Source organism: Pseudomonas sp. Z1-12, from assembly GCF_051132015.1.
GTDB classification, from domain to species: Bacteria; Pseudomonadota; Gammaproteobacteria; order Pseudomonadales; family Pseudomonadaceae; genus Aquipseudomonas; species Aquipseudomonas zanjanensis.
Map to the genome: position 1 here is coordinate 3,946,745 of NZ_CP071647.1, position 15,313 is coordinate 3,962,057.

10 protein-coding genes and 1 pseudogene are annotated in these 15,313 nt (G+C 55.1%); 4 read left to right on the plus strand and 7 right to left on the minus strand.

Features of this window, described 5'->3' with window-relative positions; all coding sequences use genetic code 11:
* Positions 1–215 precede the first annotated feature (215 nt).
* Positions 216–1,241, minus strand: a complete 1,026-nt coding sequence (locus J3P85_RS16595) for an AraC family transcriptional regulator (protein WP_434702484.1) — start codon at positions 1,239–1,241, stop codon at positions 216–218.
* Positions 1,242–1,562: 321 nt separating this feature from the next.
* Here J3P85_RS16595 and J3P85_RS16600 point away from each other — a divergent pair, with 321 nt between their 5' ends.
* On the plus strand, positions 1,563–2,045 hold the full coding sequence (locus tag J3P85_RS16600; protein WP_434702486.1) for a MaoC/PaaZ C-terminal domain-containing protein: 483 nt from the start codon (positions 1,563–1,565) through the stop codon (positions 2,043–2,045).
* A 126-nt stretch (positions 2,046–2,171) separates the two neighbouring features.
* On the plus strand, positions 2,172–2,981 hold the full coding sequence (locus J3P85_RS16605) for an isocitrate lyase/PEP mutase family protein (protein WP_434702488.1): 810 nt from the start codon (positions 2,172–2,174) through the stop codon (positions 2,979–2,981).
* Positions 2,982–3,155: 174 nt separating this feature from the next.
* Here J3P85_RS16605 and J3P85_RS16610 read toward each other — a convergent pair.
* The 4 genes and pseudogenes from J3P85_RS16610 to J3P85_RS16625 form a co-directional block, all read right to left on the minus strand.
* Positions 3,156–3,553, minus strand: a pseudogene (locus J3P85_RS16610) (ExbD/TolR family protein).
* Between the two features lie 607 nt (positions 3,554–4,160).
* The gene (locus J3P85_RS16615; protein ID WP_434702490.1) at positions 4,161–4,490 is read right to left on the minus strand and encodes a hypothetical protein; all 330 of its coding nucleotides are present in this window, start codon (positions 4,488–4,490) and stop codon (positions 4,161–4,163) included.
* A gap of 70 nt (positions 4,491–4,560) precedes the next feature.
* The gene (locus J3P85_RS16620; RefSeq protein ID WP_434702492.1) at positions 4,561–5,286 is read right to left on the minus strand and encodes a ferritin-like domain-containing protein; all 726 of its coding nucleotides are present in this window, start codon (positions 5,284–5,286) and stop codon (positions 4,561–4,563) included.
* A complete protein-coding gene (locus tag J3P85_RS16625) occupies positions 5,283–6,458 on the minus strand; it encodes a hypothetical protein (protein ID WP_434702494.1) in 1,176 nt (391 codons plus the stop codon). Before J3P85_RS16625 ends, J3P85_RS16620 begins: the two co-directional genes overlap by 4 nt.
* Before the next feature lie 293 nt (positions 6,459–6,751).
* Between J3P85_RS16625 and J3P85_RS16630 the strand changes: the two genes are divergently transcribed.
* Together J3P85_RS16630 and J3P85_RS16635 are read left to right on the plus strand one after the other, a co-directional pair.
* Positions 6,752–7,432: an SOS response-associated peptidase family protein gene (locus tag J3P85_RS16630; RefSeq protein WP_045156201.1), complete on the plus strand. Its 681-nt coding sequence runs from the start codon at positions 6,752–6,754 to the stop codon at positions 7,430–7,432.
* 375 nt (positions 7,433–7,807) lie between these two features.
* Positions 7,808–8,077: a DUF6555 family protein gene (locus J3P85_RS16635; RefSeq protein WP_045156200.1), complete on the plus strand. Its 270-nt coding sequence runs from the start codon at positions 7,808–7,810 to the stop codon at positions 8,075–8,077.
* A 511-nt stretch (positions 8,078–8,588) separates the two neighbouring features.
* Here the strand turns inward: J3P85_RS16635 and J3P85_RS16640 are convergent.
* Both J3P85_RS16640 and cydB read right to left on the minus strand, forming a co-directional pair.
* Positions 8,589–12,719, minus strand: a complete 4,131-nt coding sequence (locus J3P85_RS16640; RefSeq protein ID WP_434702495.1) for a CheR family methyltransferase — start codon at positions 12,717–12,719, stop codon at positions 8,589–8,591.
* Between the two features lie 1,571 nt (positions 12,720–14,290).
* Positions 14,291–15,298 carry a cytochrome d ubiquinol oxidase subunit II gene (gene cydB / locus J3P85_RS16645; protein ID WP_434702497.1) on the minus strand — a complete coding sequence of 336 codons (1,008 nt, stop codon included), beginning with the start codon at positions 15,296–15,298 and terminating at the stop codon, positions 14,291–14,293.
* Between the last annotated feature and the right edge of the window lie 15 nt (positions 15,299–15,313).

Below are 15,313 nucleotides of genomic sequence, written 5' to 3' on the forward strand. Positions count from 1 at the left end.
GCCAGGGCTACCTGCAGCGCATCGTAGGAGTTGCCTTTGCGGCGGCCTATGCCCGACGGCATCGTTGTGCGTGACCGTTTTGGACACCCATGACTTGCCAGGCACGATCGGGCTGATCCTGGTCCATTGAGGTTTGGGTGGATGAAGCGAGTGGCAGATCACAGCAGGTAATCTGGCGGGGAAGCGGGGCTTTTATATAACCGCAAGAAAAGCTTTTAAATCTCGCCCGATTCGTCAGTATTGGAGCGGCGGTAAGCGCCGGGACTCACCCCTGTCCACTTTTTGAATGCTCGATGAAACGCACTGCTTTCCTGGAAACCCGTGAGGGCAGCCACTTCAGTCACGGTCATATTTGGCTGGCACAGCAGATTGATCGCCATGTCACGGCGCAGATTGTCTTTCAAACGCTGATAACTGACCCCATCGGCCTGGAGCCTTCGCTGGAGCGTCGAATAAGACATGCACAGCGTGTTCGCCATCTTGTCCAGCTCTGGCCAATCCTCCGGATCGAGCCCTCTCAATCTGAGGCGGATCTGGGCGCTGATGCTATCCTCGTTACGATATTTCACCAGCAGGCTGGCAGGCGACTCTTTCAAGAATGCCGATAGGCTGGCTTTGTTTTGCGCGACCTTGAGGCTTAGAAAACTGCGCTCGAAACGAACCATCGTCACTGGCGCACCAAACTGAATGTCTTCACAGAAGCGCATCCGATAGTCGCTATCGTCGAGCGGTCGATTCGGCCTGAAGCAGAGCTCTTTTATGGGAATGCGTCTGTTACCCAGCCAGCAGAGCAGCCCATGGACCAGGATCAGCCATGTTCCATAACTGAAGAGACGACGTTCAATGCCGCTGTCATGGATAACGATGACGGCGCAGTCGCCATCAAAACTCAGCTCACCGTGAATATCGTCCAGTACGAGACGCAGGAACTTAAGCATCCGTCGCAACGCTTGCTCTAACGACTCGCAGTCAATCGAGGATTGGCACATCAATCGGAAGCTGCCCCGTCGCATGGGATGGCTATCGATTGCGAAAAACTCATCGTCGAGCAGATCAGAGAGCGCGACCCATAGGCGAGAAAATGCTGCTGCCGAAACCCTGGCTTGGGGGGAAGTGAGAAGTACCGGGTCGATACGTGCTTGCTGCAGTGCGACGGAGGTGTCCAGCTGGCGCCGCAATGCGCCCTCGAGGGCCTCATGCACCAGTCCAATTGACGTCGTCCCCTTGTCCTGGATGAGCACGCTTATTCCTCTCTGCCGGTGGTTGACTGCTGACTTGATGTTGACCTTTAAATCTATTTGGCAGTCTGCCTTGGGCAACCTGACGAGTCTGAAGTCTCTGTCTACGTTCCGACTTCCCGACATGACCTGTCAACCCGAAGGTTTTGTTATCAACAAGCGCATGGCCCCTCCTGCCAGGCTCTGATGGCGGCCTTGATTGTTGTCCAAAACATTCAACCACGCCGAGGCTTATGAGCATTGTCGAGGCCATTGCCCACCGACACTATCGGCCAACAACCTTCGGTTACATTGAATCTAACGCTAAAAAATCCAGGAGTTACCGTGGCAGAGAAAGAGCTGTACTGGGAAGACTTAACGCCAGGTAGTATTTGGACGGCTAGGCAATCCGTACCTATTACATCGGAAGAGATCATTGCCTTTGCTGCAGAATACGATCCTCTCGATATCCATATAGATCCTGACCTCGCCCGTTCGAGTCCGCTTGGCGTGCATTGTGCCAGCGGAGTGCAAACCTTCGGTATCTCGCAGCGGTTGATGTGTGAAGCCTTGCTGCTTCAAACAAATGTCGTGGCGGGTGGGAAGATCGATAGCTTCAGGATGGTTGCTCCAGTGGTGCCTGGAGACACGCTCAAGCTATCAGCTCAAGTCGTTCGATCATTTATCCACGCGTCAAATCATGAACGAGGTTGGGCGGTGTTTAAAGTCGATGTCACTACGTATGCCGGAAAAACCGTTCTTGTTTACGAGATGACAGTGTTGATAATGCTCAGGGCGACCGTGATTGAGATGGGCCGGAAGATTTAATGAAGCTGCATTTTTTCTTTTCAGTGCCGCTTCGCTTTTTGCCAGATCCCTCGAAAAAATTGCATAACAGTCTCCAAGACGCCCCCCTTGCCACTGAAAAAAAAATTTCAAAGGAGTTGAATTGCCTTGACCTCACTGGATAACGCTTTTCACCGCCTCCACCAGAATGGACTGTTGGTCCTGGCCAATGTGGCCGACGCGGGTGGTGCGCGCATCGTCGAACACCTGGGCGGCAAGGCCGTAGCGACCAGCAGCGCGGCCATGGCTTGGTCCCATGGGTATCAGGATGGCAACAAGCTACCTCTTGACCTGCTGAGTGCCACCGTCAAGTCGATGGCCAGGGTGCTCAGCGTACCGCTCACGGTGGATATCGAAGGCGGCTACTCGGATGATCTGAAGCAGGTCGGCCAGGTGATCAATGCCGTTATCGCCGCCGGAGCGGTCGGGATCAATATCGAAGACGGCCTGGACTCCCCAGAGCTGCTTGCTCGCAAGGTTGACGTTGCGAGGACGGTGGCAGACCAGGCGGGCGTCAAGCTATTCGTCAACGTACGGACGGACGTCTACCTGAAAAACCTCTTCCCCGCCGAACAGCGTCTGGAGGAACTCCTGAAACGCGCCGCGCTGTATGCCAGCGCCGGAGCGGATGGGCTGTTTGCCGCCGGTGTGGTCGATGCGGACGAAATCGCCACCGTCTGCCGGGAAACCAGACTGCCAGTGAACCTGCTGTCCCGGGACGGGTTGCCCTCCCTCGACGAATTGAAGCGCCTAGGAGTCAGACGGCTCAGTGCAGGTTCCAGCATCGCCGAATTTCTACATGGCGCCATGGGCGCATTGGTCAGCAGCTTCCTCGATAATGGCCAACTCGATACCCATGCCTTGAAAGCCCATACATACGGCGAATTGAACGCCTTGATGGGGGCGAAAACCGAGTGATGTCGGGGCCCCGAACGGGGCCGATCGCACAGCGCCGAGATCTGTCTCGTGAAGCGGGCATGAGCGCTGAGGCCATCAGCGCCATGTTGATCCGTTCCTGGCACGCATGGGCACGGAAGGTAGCCTTGTCAGTGGTCTGGTTTTCTATGGGCTGGCAGCCGGGACAATCCTGATCTACTTCGCCGTTATTACCGATAACTTGCTAATCCCCGCCCGCTCAATAGACGCCATGGCCCGAGCCACCTCGCCATAATTCACGCCATTGTCCGCAGCTGTACGCTGACATCCGGGTTCTTCGCCTTGGCTGCTTGCAGGTTCGACTCGAGCAAATCCGCCTGAATTTCTTCCTTGTTGATGAACACCTTGCCCTTGTCATCAATGCTCCCCACCAGCGGGTCTTTCTGCTCCACGGGCGCCACCGACTCGGTTTTGGGCAAGTTGATGGGGATGGCGTTTGTCAGTAGCGGCGCGGTGACGATGAACACCACCAGCAGCACCAGCATCACGTCCACTAACGGCGTGACGTTGATTTCACTGAGCACTTCATCACTGTCTTGTGTGGAGAAGGCCATGTCAGGACGCATCCTTGACGTGTTGCCCCGCGGCGGTCGCGCCAGGCTTGCCCGTAATGCACAGATATGGGCGCCATGATCCAAGCGCGCCCGCGTTGGAGGCGCCGGCCCGATTACATCAGCGTAGAGTGTTTGGCTTTCAAGGGCGTCCACCGGCCAGAACCCTTTGAGGGAGCAACGAACTCGCGCCTCTGCATACAAAATTCAGGCAAAAAAAAAGCCACTCATCTGAGTGGCTTTTTTTGAATCTTGGAGCGGGAAACGAGACTCGCATCTGGCGGCCGACCCGTTGAAAAATAAGGGTTTTCTTTTCTTGTCGAAGCAGGAAAAGACTTAATTCTGGACTCGTTTTTAGGGAGTATCAAGGGCCAAGAAGGGGGATTCCGGGATGTGCCAACTCATTCCACCCATAGCCCATAGGGACGGGCGCCTTCGCTTTGGCAGTGATCCTGTCAAATGATCCAGAAACCATCGGCGACATCTGGCATAGCTCCCGAGGACGTAGGTCACGATTGCATCGTCCGCGCCGCTAATGCCATGCATATCAGCAGTTACATTTGCGCCTGATTGGCGCCCACAACGCCCCCTCACACCGAGCCTTAGCCGCTCACTTTTTCATACGTTGAACGAGGGTAGACGACCGTCCGCTTTCCTTTCGCTCGCCCGTCCCTCCTTTCCCAAGCAGGCACAACGAGGCTAGGTTGAGACAATCGCGCTGATTGCGCGCCAGCATTTCCACCGTCAGTTGATAAGCCTGATCGGCCGCGTCCTTGAGCAGTTGCCAATCTTCCAGGCTGATAAATTGTTGCAACACCAATTCATCGGCGCGCCGAATCAGCGTGTCGCGATAATCCTCGGGAAAGTCCAGGCGATACGCATCGTCCTCGAGCAAAAGCCGCCAGGCTTTCAATTCCATCTCAAGGTCGGTTTCACTCATGAGCGGTTGTCCTTTTAAAGTTCGAACCGGCGGTCCACCCCAGATGGGGTGGAGCTAGGTGGAAGCAAGCTCAGCTCACTTGCGCAAGCAGGTCTTGCTTGATGAAGTTGCGTACCGTGGCCAGGTGCGTTTCCTCCTGTTCCAGTGCGTGCCCGAAGCGCTTGGCGATCAGCGGATGACCGCCCTTCTTCGCCAGTTCGATCAGCAACTCCCAAGCCGCGTTGTCCTCCAGCTCGATGGTCAGGATCGCGCTCATGGATTGGGACACGGTCGTGCGTGGGTCGGTCAATACCTGCAGCACGCCCATCGCCTTGACGCCCGCCACGTCCGCGCAAGGCGTCATGGCAGTCGGGTCGCCGCCGAGGGTTTCGATGGCCTCGCGCACGATGTTCATGTGCTCGAGTTCCTCGGCCTGGATCTGCCACAAGGTCTCGACCAACGCCGGATCGGCGCCGGGGGCGGACATCGCCTTGGCGACCATTGCTTCATACAACCGCACGCCGGTGCGTTCGAAGGCCAGGCGCTCGCCGAGCTTGTCCAGCAACACTTCCGGCGCCTTGCCGATGGTTTTGTCCAATGCGGTCTTGACCATGCCCTTGACCGACCCCGGCGCCGGCACCGAGCCGATCAGGTCGGCCTCGCGTATGGCGCGCTCGCGTTCGGCGGTGTAGTCGCTCATATCGCCCGGAACATCCGCCGGGAACAGTCGGGTGGCTTCCAGTTGGCGAGCGGTGTCTTCGGAAGACATCTGGGCGCCGGTACGATTGAGGCCGATAGTGACTTGGCGTTCGCTCATTGCTGTTCTCCCACTGAGTTGAGTTCGGTGCAGGGCTTGAAGGTGTAGCCGGCCGAAGCGATGTTGGCGGGTACGCCTTCGCTGTTGAGTTGGGCGCGGTAGTCGAGGGACGCGTGGCCTTCGCGCTCCTTGGGCACGTAGTTGATGCCGTGGGCGCGCAGATCGACTTCCCGGGACAAGGTCTCGCGGACGAAATCACGCTGGCTCTTGAATTCGATCATGCGCGGCAATTGGCCGCTGAGTACTTCGGCGGGGTCGCGTCGTTCGTACTTCTTGAACAGCTCGCAGGCGAGGTTCAAGTGGCCCAGTTCGTAATCGAGGAAGCGTTCCCATATCGCCTTGATCCGTGGGTTTTCTTCCTGCTCGGCGCAGCTGGCGTAGGTGTAGACCTCCATCGCTTCATGCACCAGCCACTTCTCCATGAATGTTTCGCTGGGGTCCTGCAGCGAGCCGTACTGGCTAACGTGTTGTTCTTCTACCGAGGCAATCTCGGCATACAACGCCCGGGCCACCGGGTCGGCGAACAGCGGGCCGATGTTCATGTAGTAATCGTGGGTCTGGTACTCCGCGCCGGTAATCAGCGCGGCGTGAATCTTGGTGATCAGCGCGGCGTTTTCCTTCTTGTAGTTATCGCGCAGGTCATCGCCGGGAGCACGGTGGTGCTCGCTGGTGGGCCGGCCGGGCACGATGTCCGTGTAGCCTTGCAGGATGTTGTTGGCGTCCTTGCCTTCCAGGCGATCGAGCATCGCGGCATAGCGATAAAGGTGATCGAAATCTTCCAGCACGCCGAAGCGGTAGGTCTGTGCCTGATACGGATCGGGCTCGTTCTGGGCGACGGCGGCGGTCACTTCGATGGCAACCTGCTCGTAGGCCACGGTGGTTTCAAGGGGCGAATGGTCCGCCGACAGCAACCAGTTGATGGCGGTCATTTGATGCTGCTCGGCGCGCCTCACCTGCGCCAGGGGCAGTTGCAATTCCTTATGGAAACGCGCGCCGAAATGCTTGAGGCGCAGGGCATCGGATTCGACGCCGTTCATCAAGATCACTCGCACTCGGGTGAACGCATCGTCATCCAGTTTGCTGATCGGTTTGCCGGCCAAGTCACGCCAGGTAAAGGTCTGCTTGTTGAGGGGCGTCCCCTTGTTATCCAGCAGATTGTCGATTTTTGTCATGGGTCAACTCCTTCATCAGAGGCCACGCGATACACCGTTGATACAACGACAGCGGGACAAAACGAACGACCCTGGGGAAATGCGCAGCGCTCCGTGCAGACGATGAGCGGTCGCATAGGTGGATGAAATGCCGCTTGATTTTCCACTCATCCGGTCGCGACAAGGATTTTCGAACCAAGCGTTGGCGCACCGGCTCGGAGCTACATAACACCGCCGCAGCCCACGGAAGACGAATCGGTCTCTTGCGGTTTTCACGGCGGGAGTGAAGTCCAAATCTGCCTGGAGATTTCGCGATGTGTGAATGTTTCGTTCAGCCCGTTTCTTCCAAGGATTCCCTGGCTTTTTTTGCCCAGCGCGCCCCCTTCAGTGCCAACTCATCAAGCTTGTCCGCCGACGGTCTTCACGCCGCGGCGGCGCCGGCGTTGCATGAGCGACAAAGCGTGATCAAGCCGAACATGCAGGTAAGCGCCATACGCAACCGTGGCGGGCGGCTGGAGTGCATCAAGGTGCGCTGGGGGTGGTCGCCCGTCTGGTCGATGGGCACGATGCCGCCGCTGACCCACCTGCCCTTACATCTGGTGATGCGTTCCAAAGTCTTTGACCGGGTCAAGCGCGACGGCAGAGTCTTGATAGAAGTCGACGGTTGGTATGAAACGTTTGAACCTGACGTGACTGTGCCGTCTCGCCGCCTCACCTATACGACCTCCCGTCAATCGTCACCGATTTTTCTTGCGGCGCTAGCCCAGGCCAGTGAAACGCCAAATGGTTGCGACGGCCTTGCCCTAGTGACCTACAGCGAGATCATAAGCGAGCAACAAAGAGTGTTGGCCTTTACCAGGGAGGATGCTTTGGTGTGGCTCCAGCCCGACTTAGAGTGGGAGCAAGCGCAGCAGCTTGCTATGCATATGGCGATTGCCGAACCGCAGCTTGAACACATATTGACAACTGAGCGGCTAGTCCTAAGAAGGCGATGATGACCGCTATATGGTGTTGTAAACGACTCAATAAGAAATGACTGCCATCCAAGATCGTTTAAAATTTTACGACGGTACGCAGCATCGCTGCTTGCGCCACGGCCACATTACAGCCACCGCAACAATTTTGGAAAAGCCAGCGTCGTCGGCAGCCTTACTATCCATTGCCGCTCCGGCCACGGGGTCACCAATAACCCAATGCCACTTGGTTACCGCGCCGCCTACACGCATCACTAGCTATGCCGGGGTGTATGCACCGATATTCATCGCTAAGGCTAGATTAGGCATGCGCTTCGGCGCCAACATTCAACGTCGTCAGAGGGGCTGAATCAATGCCCTCCAAGTACTCAGTAGCCCCCACCGGGAGGAATAACGATGCCCTCAGCCACGCTGTACATAATCGATTACGAAATACATGGAGTGCCGAAGTCTTTCATCATTCGCGCAGACATCATGAACAACGCTGAGGCATGGCATTGGGCGAGTTGCGATGCGGGCGTGGGTCGAATTCCGAAGTTCGGCCGAGAAAAAGTCAGGCGTGTCAGTAAGCCTCTCGCGGAGCGTTTAGGTATTTCCAATGTTCGCTGGCGCTTGTCGGGCACAGAATCTTTCAAGCCCGCCGCCTACGTCCCGCCAGGGTATTAGCCTACTCATGACGGGGCTGATTCTAAGCTGATTAGCGATCGCCTCGCCCATCAAGCGTCAGGTATTTGAAGGCACCTTCTAACTCGTTTGCCTACGCAACGGGCGAGCAATATCAAAGAGTTGCTGTCGCAAATGGACGCCCGTTTAACTACGCAAGGCTTAAGGCCTCAGCATCCTAACGGCAGCTCTGATCAACGACCAATGTCATCGAACGGGTGTTACATTTTTCATGCATCTTTGGCAGCGCCTCTTAGGTCTCGGATATTGCCCACTGTAAATCGATAATGCTGGGATAGTCGCTCTTTTAGAAGTCGCACGACTAGCGAAGCTACGTGACTCCGCTACCGACCTTGCAACCAACCACAACAGACGCTCATGAGTTCCCTTTGCGGAATGTTCTTCAGATAATGCAAAACCGATTCCGGGTGAGCCATTCCAATTGTCTGCGGCTTCCATCAGGACGTATGCCGCATTGCAATGGCCTATATCACGTATGCTAACCGCGCTAGGATCACTCTCTTCCATGGGATGCAACCAGCCCGCAGACCAGATTTGTCAGATCTTCCAGTACGACTGGCTTACCAAGAGATGCATCGAATCGACCCGCCCCTTGGTAACGCATACCTTCATCTGCGCCGTAGCCTGTAAGCGCGATTGCTGGCAATGTCGCGCAGTCCGGTAATTTACGTAGCGCAGCAAGAAACTCATGGCCATCCATGTCCGGCAGTCCGATGTCGGAGATGACCACATCGAAGCGTTGCGACTGCGCCACGGCCAGCGCCTTGGACGGATGATCAAATGCCATTACCTGCGCGTCCTCCAATTCAAGCAACAGTTGTAGCGCTTCCAGAACTTCAAGCGAATCGTCTAAGAGCAAGGCCTTGATTCCTGCTAGCTGACCTTGGTCCTCGTCGAGATGATCTCCCATAGGCTCAGCGGGCGCGTCGACCAATGGCAATTCCACAGTGAAGCGTGACCCTTTGCCCGCGCCTTCGGAAAAGGCCTCGATCTGGCCATGATGGCTTTCGACCAGTTGCTCGACCAGCGCCAGGCCAATCCCTAGCCCACCCCGGTGCTGACCTGAAGGACGATGATTGGCTTGGCCAAACATCTCAAAAATGCGTTCCAGCTGATCTTTTTCAATTCCTGGCCCCGTGTCGATCACTTCGATACGTGCCGACTTATTTTGCTTCGTGGTCACAACCTGCACGGTGCCGTCAACCGGCGTGAACTTGATTGCGTTGGTGAGCAGGTTCCAGATGATCTGTTCTATCCTAGTCTGATCGGCAAGGATGAATAGGCTCTCCTCGGGGGTCTTGAATTGGATCTTGCAACCTGGCTCTGCCTTGAGCATGACCTGCTGGATTTCATTGAGCACAACCACTAAATCAAGCGGCTTGCATTGCAACTGGAGCTTGCCGTTGCGTACCCGCGCGACATCCATCAGATCGTCAATGATACGCGCCTGGCTCGCTACCGCATCGGTGATGGTGCTGATCGCTTTTTGCAACGTCGGATCTTTCTTCGCTACCGGAAGCCGGCGGGCCACCTGTGCGTTTAGCTGAATGAGGTTCAACGGGTGCTTAAGTTCATGCGACATGACCGCAAAAAACTGATCCTTTTGCTGGATGGAGTTCAGGGAGGCCTTAAGGTTCTGCTGCTGCTCTTCGTGCAACTTGATATGGTCAGTCAGATCTCGTGCGATCTTGACGAACCCTTGAAAGCCTTTGCTCGCTAACGCTGTCACCTCGCCACTGCAGTAGAACCTGCTGCCATCTTTACGCACATGCCAGCGTTCATCATCGCTACGACCATGGGTACGGGCCGTTGCGAGCTCAATTTCGGGAATACCCGCACGTTGGTCTTCGACGGAAAAAATAAAGCGGAAATGCTGGCCTTCGGCTTCCTCGCGGCTGAAACCGAAGGTGTGCCGCGCTCCCTCATTCCATTCGGTGATGAAACCCTCTTCGTTGAGCACGACGATGGCATAGTCATGCGTGCTTTCCGCAACTAGACGCATCCGCTCCTCGCTCAAGCGAAGTTCCTGCTCGGCCTCACGCCGCGAGGTGATATCAACGAAGGTCAGGACGATGCCGCCGATCTGATCGCCATTGGATCGGTAGGGCAGAATACGCACGATGTACCAACGGCCGTTGGAGCTGGGGATTTCACGCTCAACCCCCTTGAGCGACTCGAAAACTGATAGCGCATCGTCTATCATTTCGTCGTACTCCAAGCGATGTGTGATATCCATCAAAGGGCGCCCTGTATCCACCGCCAGCATGCTGAAAATATCGGTGGCGCGCGGTGTAAACCATTTGATCCGCAACTCTCGGTCGACAAAAACGGTGGCTATGTCAGTGGAGCTGATGAGGTTGCTTAAATAGTCGTTAACCTGGTCTGTTTCCTCCACCTTGATCTTCAGCTCGTGGTTCACTGTGAGCAGCTCTTCGTTCATCGACTGCAGCTCTTCCTTGCTGGTTTCCAACTCCTCAGAGGCAGAGCGCAATTCTTCGTTGATCGCCTGCATTTCCTCATTGGACGCCTTCAACTCCTCGCTTGAAACCTCTGATTGCTCAATCACGTCTTGAAGTTGCAGCTTGGTACGCTGCAATTCACGATCAAGGTTCGAGAGCATCTGGTTTTCCGACTGCACAGTGGCATTCGAACTGATGTTTTGCGCGTCTATCTCTTGCTCGTTAAACGCGATGTACGAACAATTCAACTCGGTTTCAGCATCGGTGTACGGATGAACTTCGATCTGTACCTGGTAGTGCTTAGCGTCAAGCTGATGATTGATCGGACGTGCCCGGACGGATTGCCCGGACTGTTGCGCTTGAAAAATACTGGTACGCAATTCCAGCCGCAGATCGCCGTTTACCAGTGACAGAAGATTGTTGCTGACCTCCCCCCCCATATGCTGCAGGTATCGCCCAGCGCCCTGACTGATATAAAGGACGTCAGCTTCGCTATTGATGATGATACTGGGTGGGGAGAAACGTTCCGCTGCCCGCTGGTAAAGTTCGACGGTCGAAGGCTTCTTGGCCACTTGAGTATTACTGGATTGGGAAATCGAAGTCGTACGGACGTATCCGCCCTGTGGCATCGCTGGCCGCCTATGAGTATTCAGATCACGGGCGCGAAAAATCCGATTTTTTTTGTCAACAGAAGTGAAAAGCTCTGGGCATGTATCGGCTGATTCCGAACTACCGAGAAAGAGATAGCCACCCGAGCGCAGTGCAAAATGAAAAATCTGTAAAATCTCGCGTTGAATATCGCGGTCGAGATAGATAAGCAGGTTGCGGCATACAATCAGATCGATCTGTGAGAACGGTGGGTCTGCAAGCAAGCTGTGCTTGGCAAATAGCACCTGTTCGCGAAGGTCCTTACGCACACGGTAGCTGGCGCCCTCCTTTACGAAATACCGGCGCAGGCGCGTAGGCGGGATATCGGTGACGATGGCTTCAGTATACAACCCAGCGCGACCGGTGCTTATGGCACGGTCGTCTATATCGCTGGCGAAGACCTGAATGTTCAGGTCGGATGTGTTCTCAACTTTGTGGTCGTTGAGCAGGATAGCCAGCGAATAGGCCTCTTCCCCCGTAGACGTACCTGCTGACCAGACACGGATCTCTTTTACGCTCTCGGACTTCTGGTGACGCGCGAAAAGCTGTGGCACAACTTCGCGTTCCAGCGACTCAAAGGACTCGCGGTCGCGAAAGAAATTGGTCACGCCGATAAGCATGTCATCGAGCAGCGCCTTTGTTTCATTAGCATGCTCGCAGAGATAACGATAGTAGGCTGGTAAATCGGGTTGCGTCGTTACCTGCATCCGCCGCTCGATACGGCGTAGAACCGTGGCTCGCTTGTAATGCCTGAAGTCATGGCCAGTGCCTGCCCGTAGTTTGGCTAGAATATCGAGAAGGGCTTGCTCGGCTTTTTCAGCTGCTCGCTCATCGATTTTGGGCGCAGGGTCAGGCTGGACTTCAGGAGCGTTCGGTAACTCGATGCGTTGGGCGTTCTGCCATAGATCCAGGATTTTCTGAGGCATGTCGACAACTGGCAGTACGAAATCAACTTTTTGGCTGTTGATTGCCGCTTTTGGCATTCCATCAAACTCGGCGTCTTCGGGGAGCTGCGCCAGGGTCACTCCGCCTTGCTCTTTGATACGCGACAAGCCAACGGCACCATCGGAACCCGTACCCGACAATACAACGCAAAACGCGCGTTCTTTATGAGCGTCCGCCAGATCGCGAAAAAATAGGTCTATGGTCACGTGCCGACCACTTCTTGGTATTGGCGGTAAGCCACATAAATAGCCGTCATTCATCGACAGGCGCTGCGCGGGGGAGATCACATACACATGGTTGCGTTCGACTGGCACGGCGGAAACCAGTTGGATGACCGGCATCTTGGTTCGGCTAGCGATCAGTTTTCCTGCGCTGCTTTGGTGATCGGGAGACAAGTGGAGCACCACAACGAACGCCATCCCGTTGTCAGCTGGCATGTGCGCGAAGAAGTGCTGAACAGCTTGCAGTCCGCCTGCAGAAGCTCCAATACCTACGACTGGGAAGCCCAGGTGGCTGGGCTGTATGTCCTGCCGTTGAGGACGACCTTCGTCCGAGTCTGCTTTGGTGTTCATCACGTAAGTCCTGTCGTGGTCGCGCACTTTCTGAATTCACCCTCTAGAGCTAGCCTGTCAGCTACGGCTCCATGGCGAACCAAAAATTAACAAGCGAACACCTCGAAAGGAGATAGGAATAATGATAGCGCATGGGAAGGAAACCGGAGCTACTTTGCCTATCTGATTAAACACAAGGTGACTCTGATGGACGTTTACTCCCCGTTGGGAGCCCACATATGCTATTCGGTACGTCCCCCTGCGGCCCAGTTCGTCAGATACCTTGTCCCCGGCCGACGGAGACTCACCCTTAGCGTGCCGTAGTAGAAGGTTCCCGCGCGATACCCGGCGACACGGTAAGCGTTTATCGTGGCCACCCACGGCAGCTCGTCACTTCATCCTCATCTCCAACGGGCTAGATTCGTATCCAAAAAAGTGGAAAAATCTTCTAAAAAGAAGTGCCAATGTAGCACCAATTTTCTTGTACCCGCGCGGGCTAGGCGCCCCCTAACATTAACTTGCCACCATTTGCATCGCACAGGATTGCTCTATTCTTGCCCCCTTTCAGCGATGAGAAGGAGCAATGTGCGATGGATACAATGAGTAAAAGCGAACTTGAAGCAGTACTTTCGAACCGCCTACCTCAGTGCACTATCGTTTGCTCAATAAACGCTGACAGTAGCTTGTCTGTCGAGGTGACTGGTCCGGACGAGCACCAGTTCACGATCGCTAACATCGACCGAATCCAATACCACGGTGAGACTGGGACTAACCGACTCGTGCGCGAAATTCTCGAGGAGATGGTTATGTCTCGCCAGTCGTCGAACTTGACCTGATGTAAGTGCTTAAGCCTAGTTCTCTACCGCAAGCCTGTAGTTCGCCTTGGCCTTTTCCAACATCGCTGTAGGGCGTAGTAGTTTATCGTACTGTTCAAGAGCGCTCATTCGATTTTCAGGACCCTAGAAGTTCGCGCCAGATTGAATTACCTGATATGTGAATGTTGAATATATCTTGACGAAGCTTTAAAGGCGTCGGGCTCCGTTGCGGTACTAACATCGCTACGAAATCCACTAACTCCTAAGTGCGCGAGTTTTCAAACGCGCTGTCACGTGACAGCGCCCACTAGCTGAAATCAACAAAAAGTCACGCTATAGCGACAGGGGCTCCAAAGGCGTTACTTGAAAGTTCTGCAAGGTATCCTTTCTGAGTTCATCGTATTTTCGCTGGTCAGTTATCGATTTCAAAGCTTAACTGTCTAGTCAAGCGAATCAGAGATCCACGCTGATTACACCTGCCGTCTTATATCTTGCTGTTTTTTATTTAACTGCACCGGTCACCTCGCGATGACGCTCCCTTAAGCGCCAGGCAAGGGACAATCTCGCCGCATTTCTGCAAGCCGAAGCGCGTGCTAAGTAAATATCGCGCAGGGCAGCGCGCAGGATTACCGTTCCCCTGCGCGTTTTTTAATCCTGCACGATGCCGGAAAAGGCGACTAGTCGCGTTTAAGATTTGGGAAGTTCTTGCAATATATTTTTATCTACGTTTCTTTGCAGTGAGATATTTTTTTGCTATTGAGCGGCAGGAAAAACTGGCTATTCATGCAGAGACTCAGCTTTGACCTTACCGCGAAAGACCCAAAATCCCCATGTGTTGTAGGCCAGCGTCACTGGCACCAGAACAGCGAAACCGATGAGCATAAAGCCCTGGCTTGAGGCTGGAGCAGACGCTTGGCTGATCGCCAGCGAGGGAGGCAAAATCAATGGGTAAAGCGCGATGATCGCGACAACGAACGCCGTGCCGAACCATCCCAGCACCGCGAACAACGGAAGGAAATGAAAGCGACTGGAAAAAGCCCGGTAAAACCCGACCAGCAACGCGCACTGAATGAATAGAACCGCCAGGCTCAGGTTCGATTGAAGAAGATGGTCTCGATAGGACGGTGCCAACAAACTGGTCCACACCACAATGATTGCGATGCCTGCCAGTGCCAGCCACCCGAGCATGCGCGCCTGCCTTCTGGCCGTCGCTTGTAGCGCCCCCTCGGTGCGCCAGTACAGCCAACAACTGCCAAGCAGCGCGTAGCCAATCACCAGCACCAGGCCACACGTCAGTGGAAATGCACTCAGCCATTCCCAACCGTCCCCCGTGAACTGGCCCTCTTGGTTATCGATACCCTGTACCACCGAGCCCATGATGACGCCTTGGCAAAGGGCCGTGATTAACGAGCCGGTCACGAAATTGATGTCGAGCCAGCGCTTCATTCGTGTAGACGCGTCAGCCCGGAACTCCAATGCTACTGCCCTGATAATCAATGCCAGCAGCATCGCAATGACCGGGACATAGAGCGCGGAAAACAAGACGCTGTAAACCACGGGGAAAAGCGCGAGCAAACCGCCGCCGCCAAGCACCAGCCAGGTTTCATTGCCGTCCCAGATCGGGAGAATCGAGTTGACCATGATTTGCTTTTCATGAGGATCATGGCGGGTTGCGAAGAGAATCCCGACCCCCAAATCGGTGCCATCCAGAATCACATAGGTGATGATAGTAAATGCAATCGCAGCGGCCGCCAGATCGGGTAACAGCGCTTCAGATATGAACATCACGATTCCCCCCGC

Bases quoted from the DNA above. Each gene is read 5' to 3' on its own strand.
- J3P85_RS16635 (WP_045156200.1), top strand. From the start codon at position 7,808: ATGCCCTCAGCCACGCTGTACATAATCGATTACGAAATACATGGAGTG.
- cydB (WP_434702497.1), bottom strand. From the start codon at position 15,298: ATGTTCATATCTGAAGCGCTGTTACCCGATCTGGCGGCCGCTGCGATT.
- J3P85_RS16615 (WP_434702490.1), bottom strand. From the start codon at position 4,490: ATGAGTGAAACCGACCTTGAGATGGAATTGAAAGCCTGGCGGCTTTTG.
- J3P85_RS16625 (WP_434702494.1), bottom strand. From the start codon at position 6,458: ATGACAAAAATCGACAATCTGCTGGATAACAAGGGGACGCCCCTCAAC.
- J3P85_RS16620 (WP_434702492.1), bottom strand. From the start codon at position 5,286: ATGAGCGAACGCCAAGTCACTATCGGCCTCAATCGTACCGGCGCCCAG.
- J3P85_RS16640 (WP_434702495.1), bottom strand. From the start codon at position 12,719: ATGAACACCAAAGCAGACTCGGACGAAGGTCGTCCTCAACGGCAGGAC.
- J3P85_RS16630 (WP_045156201.1), top strand. From the start codon at position 6,752: ATGTGTGAATGTTTCGTTCAGCCCGTTTCTTCCAAGGATTCCCTGGCT.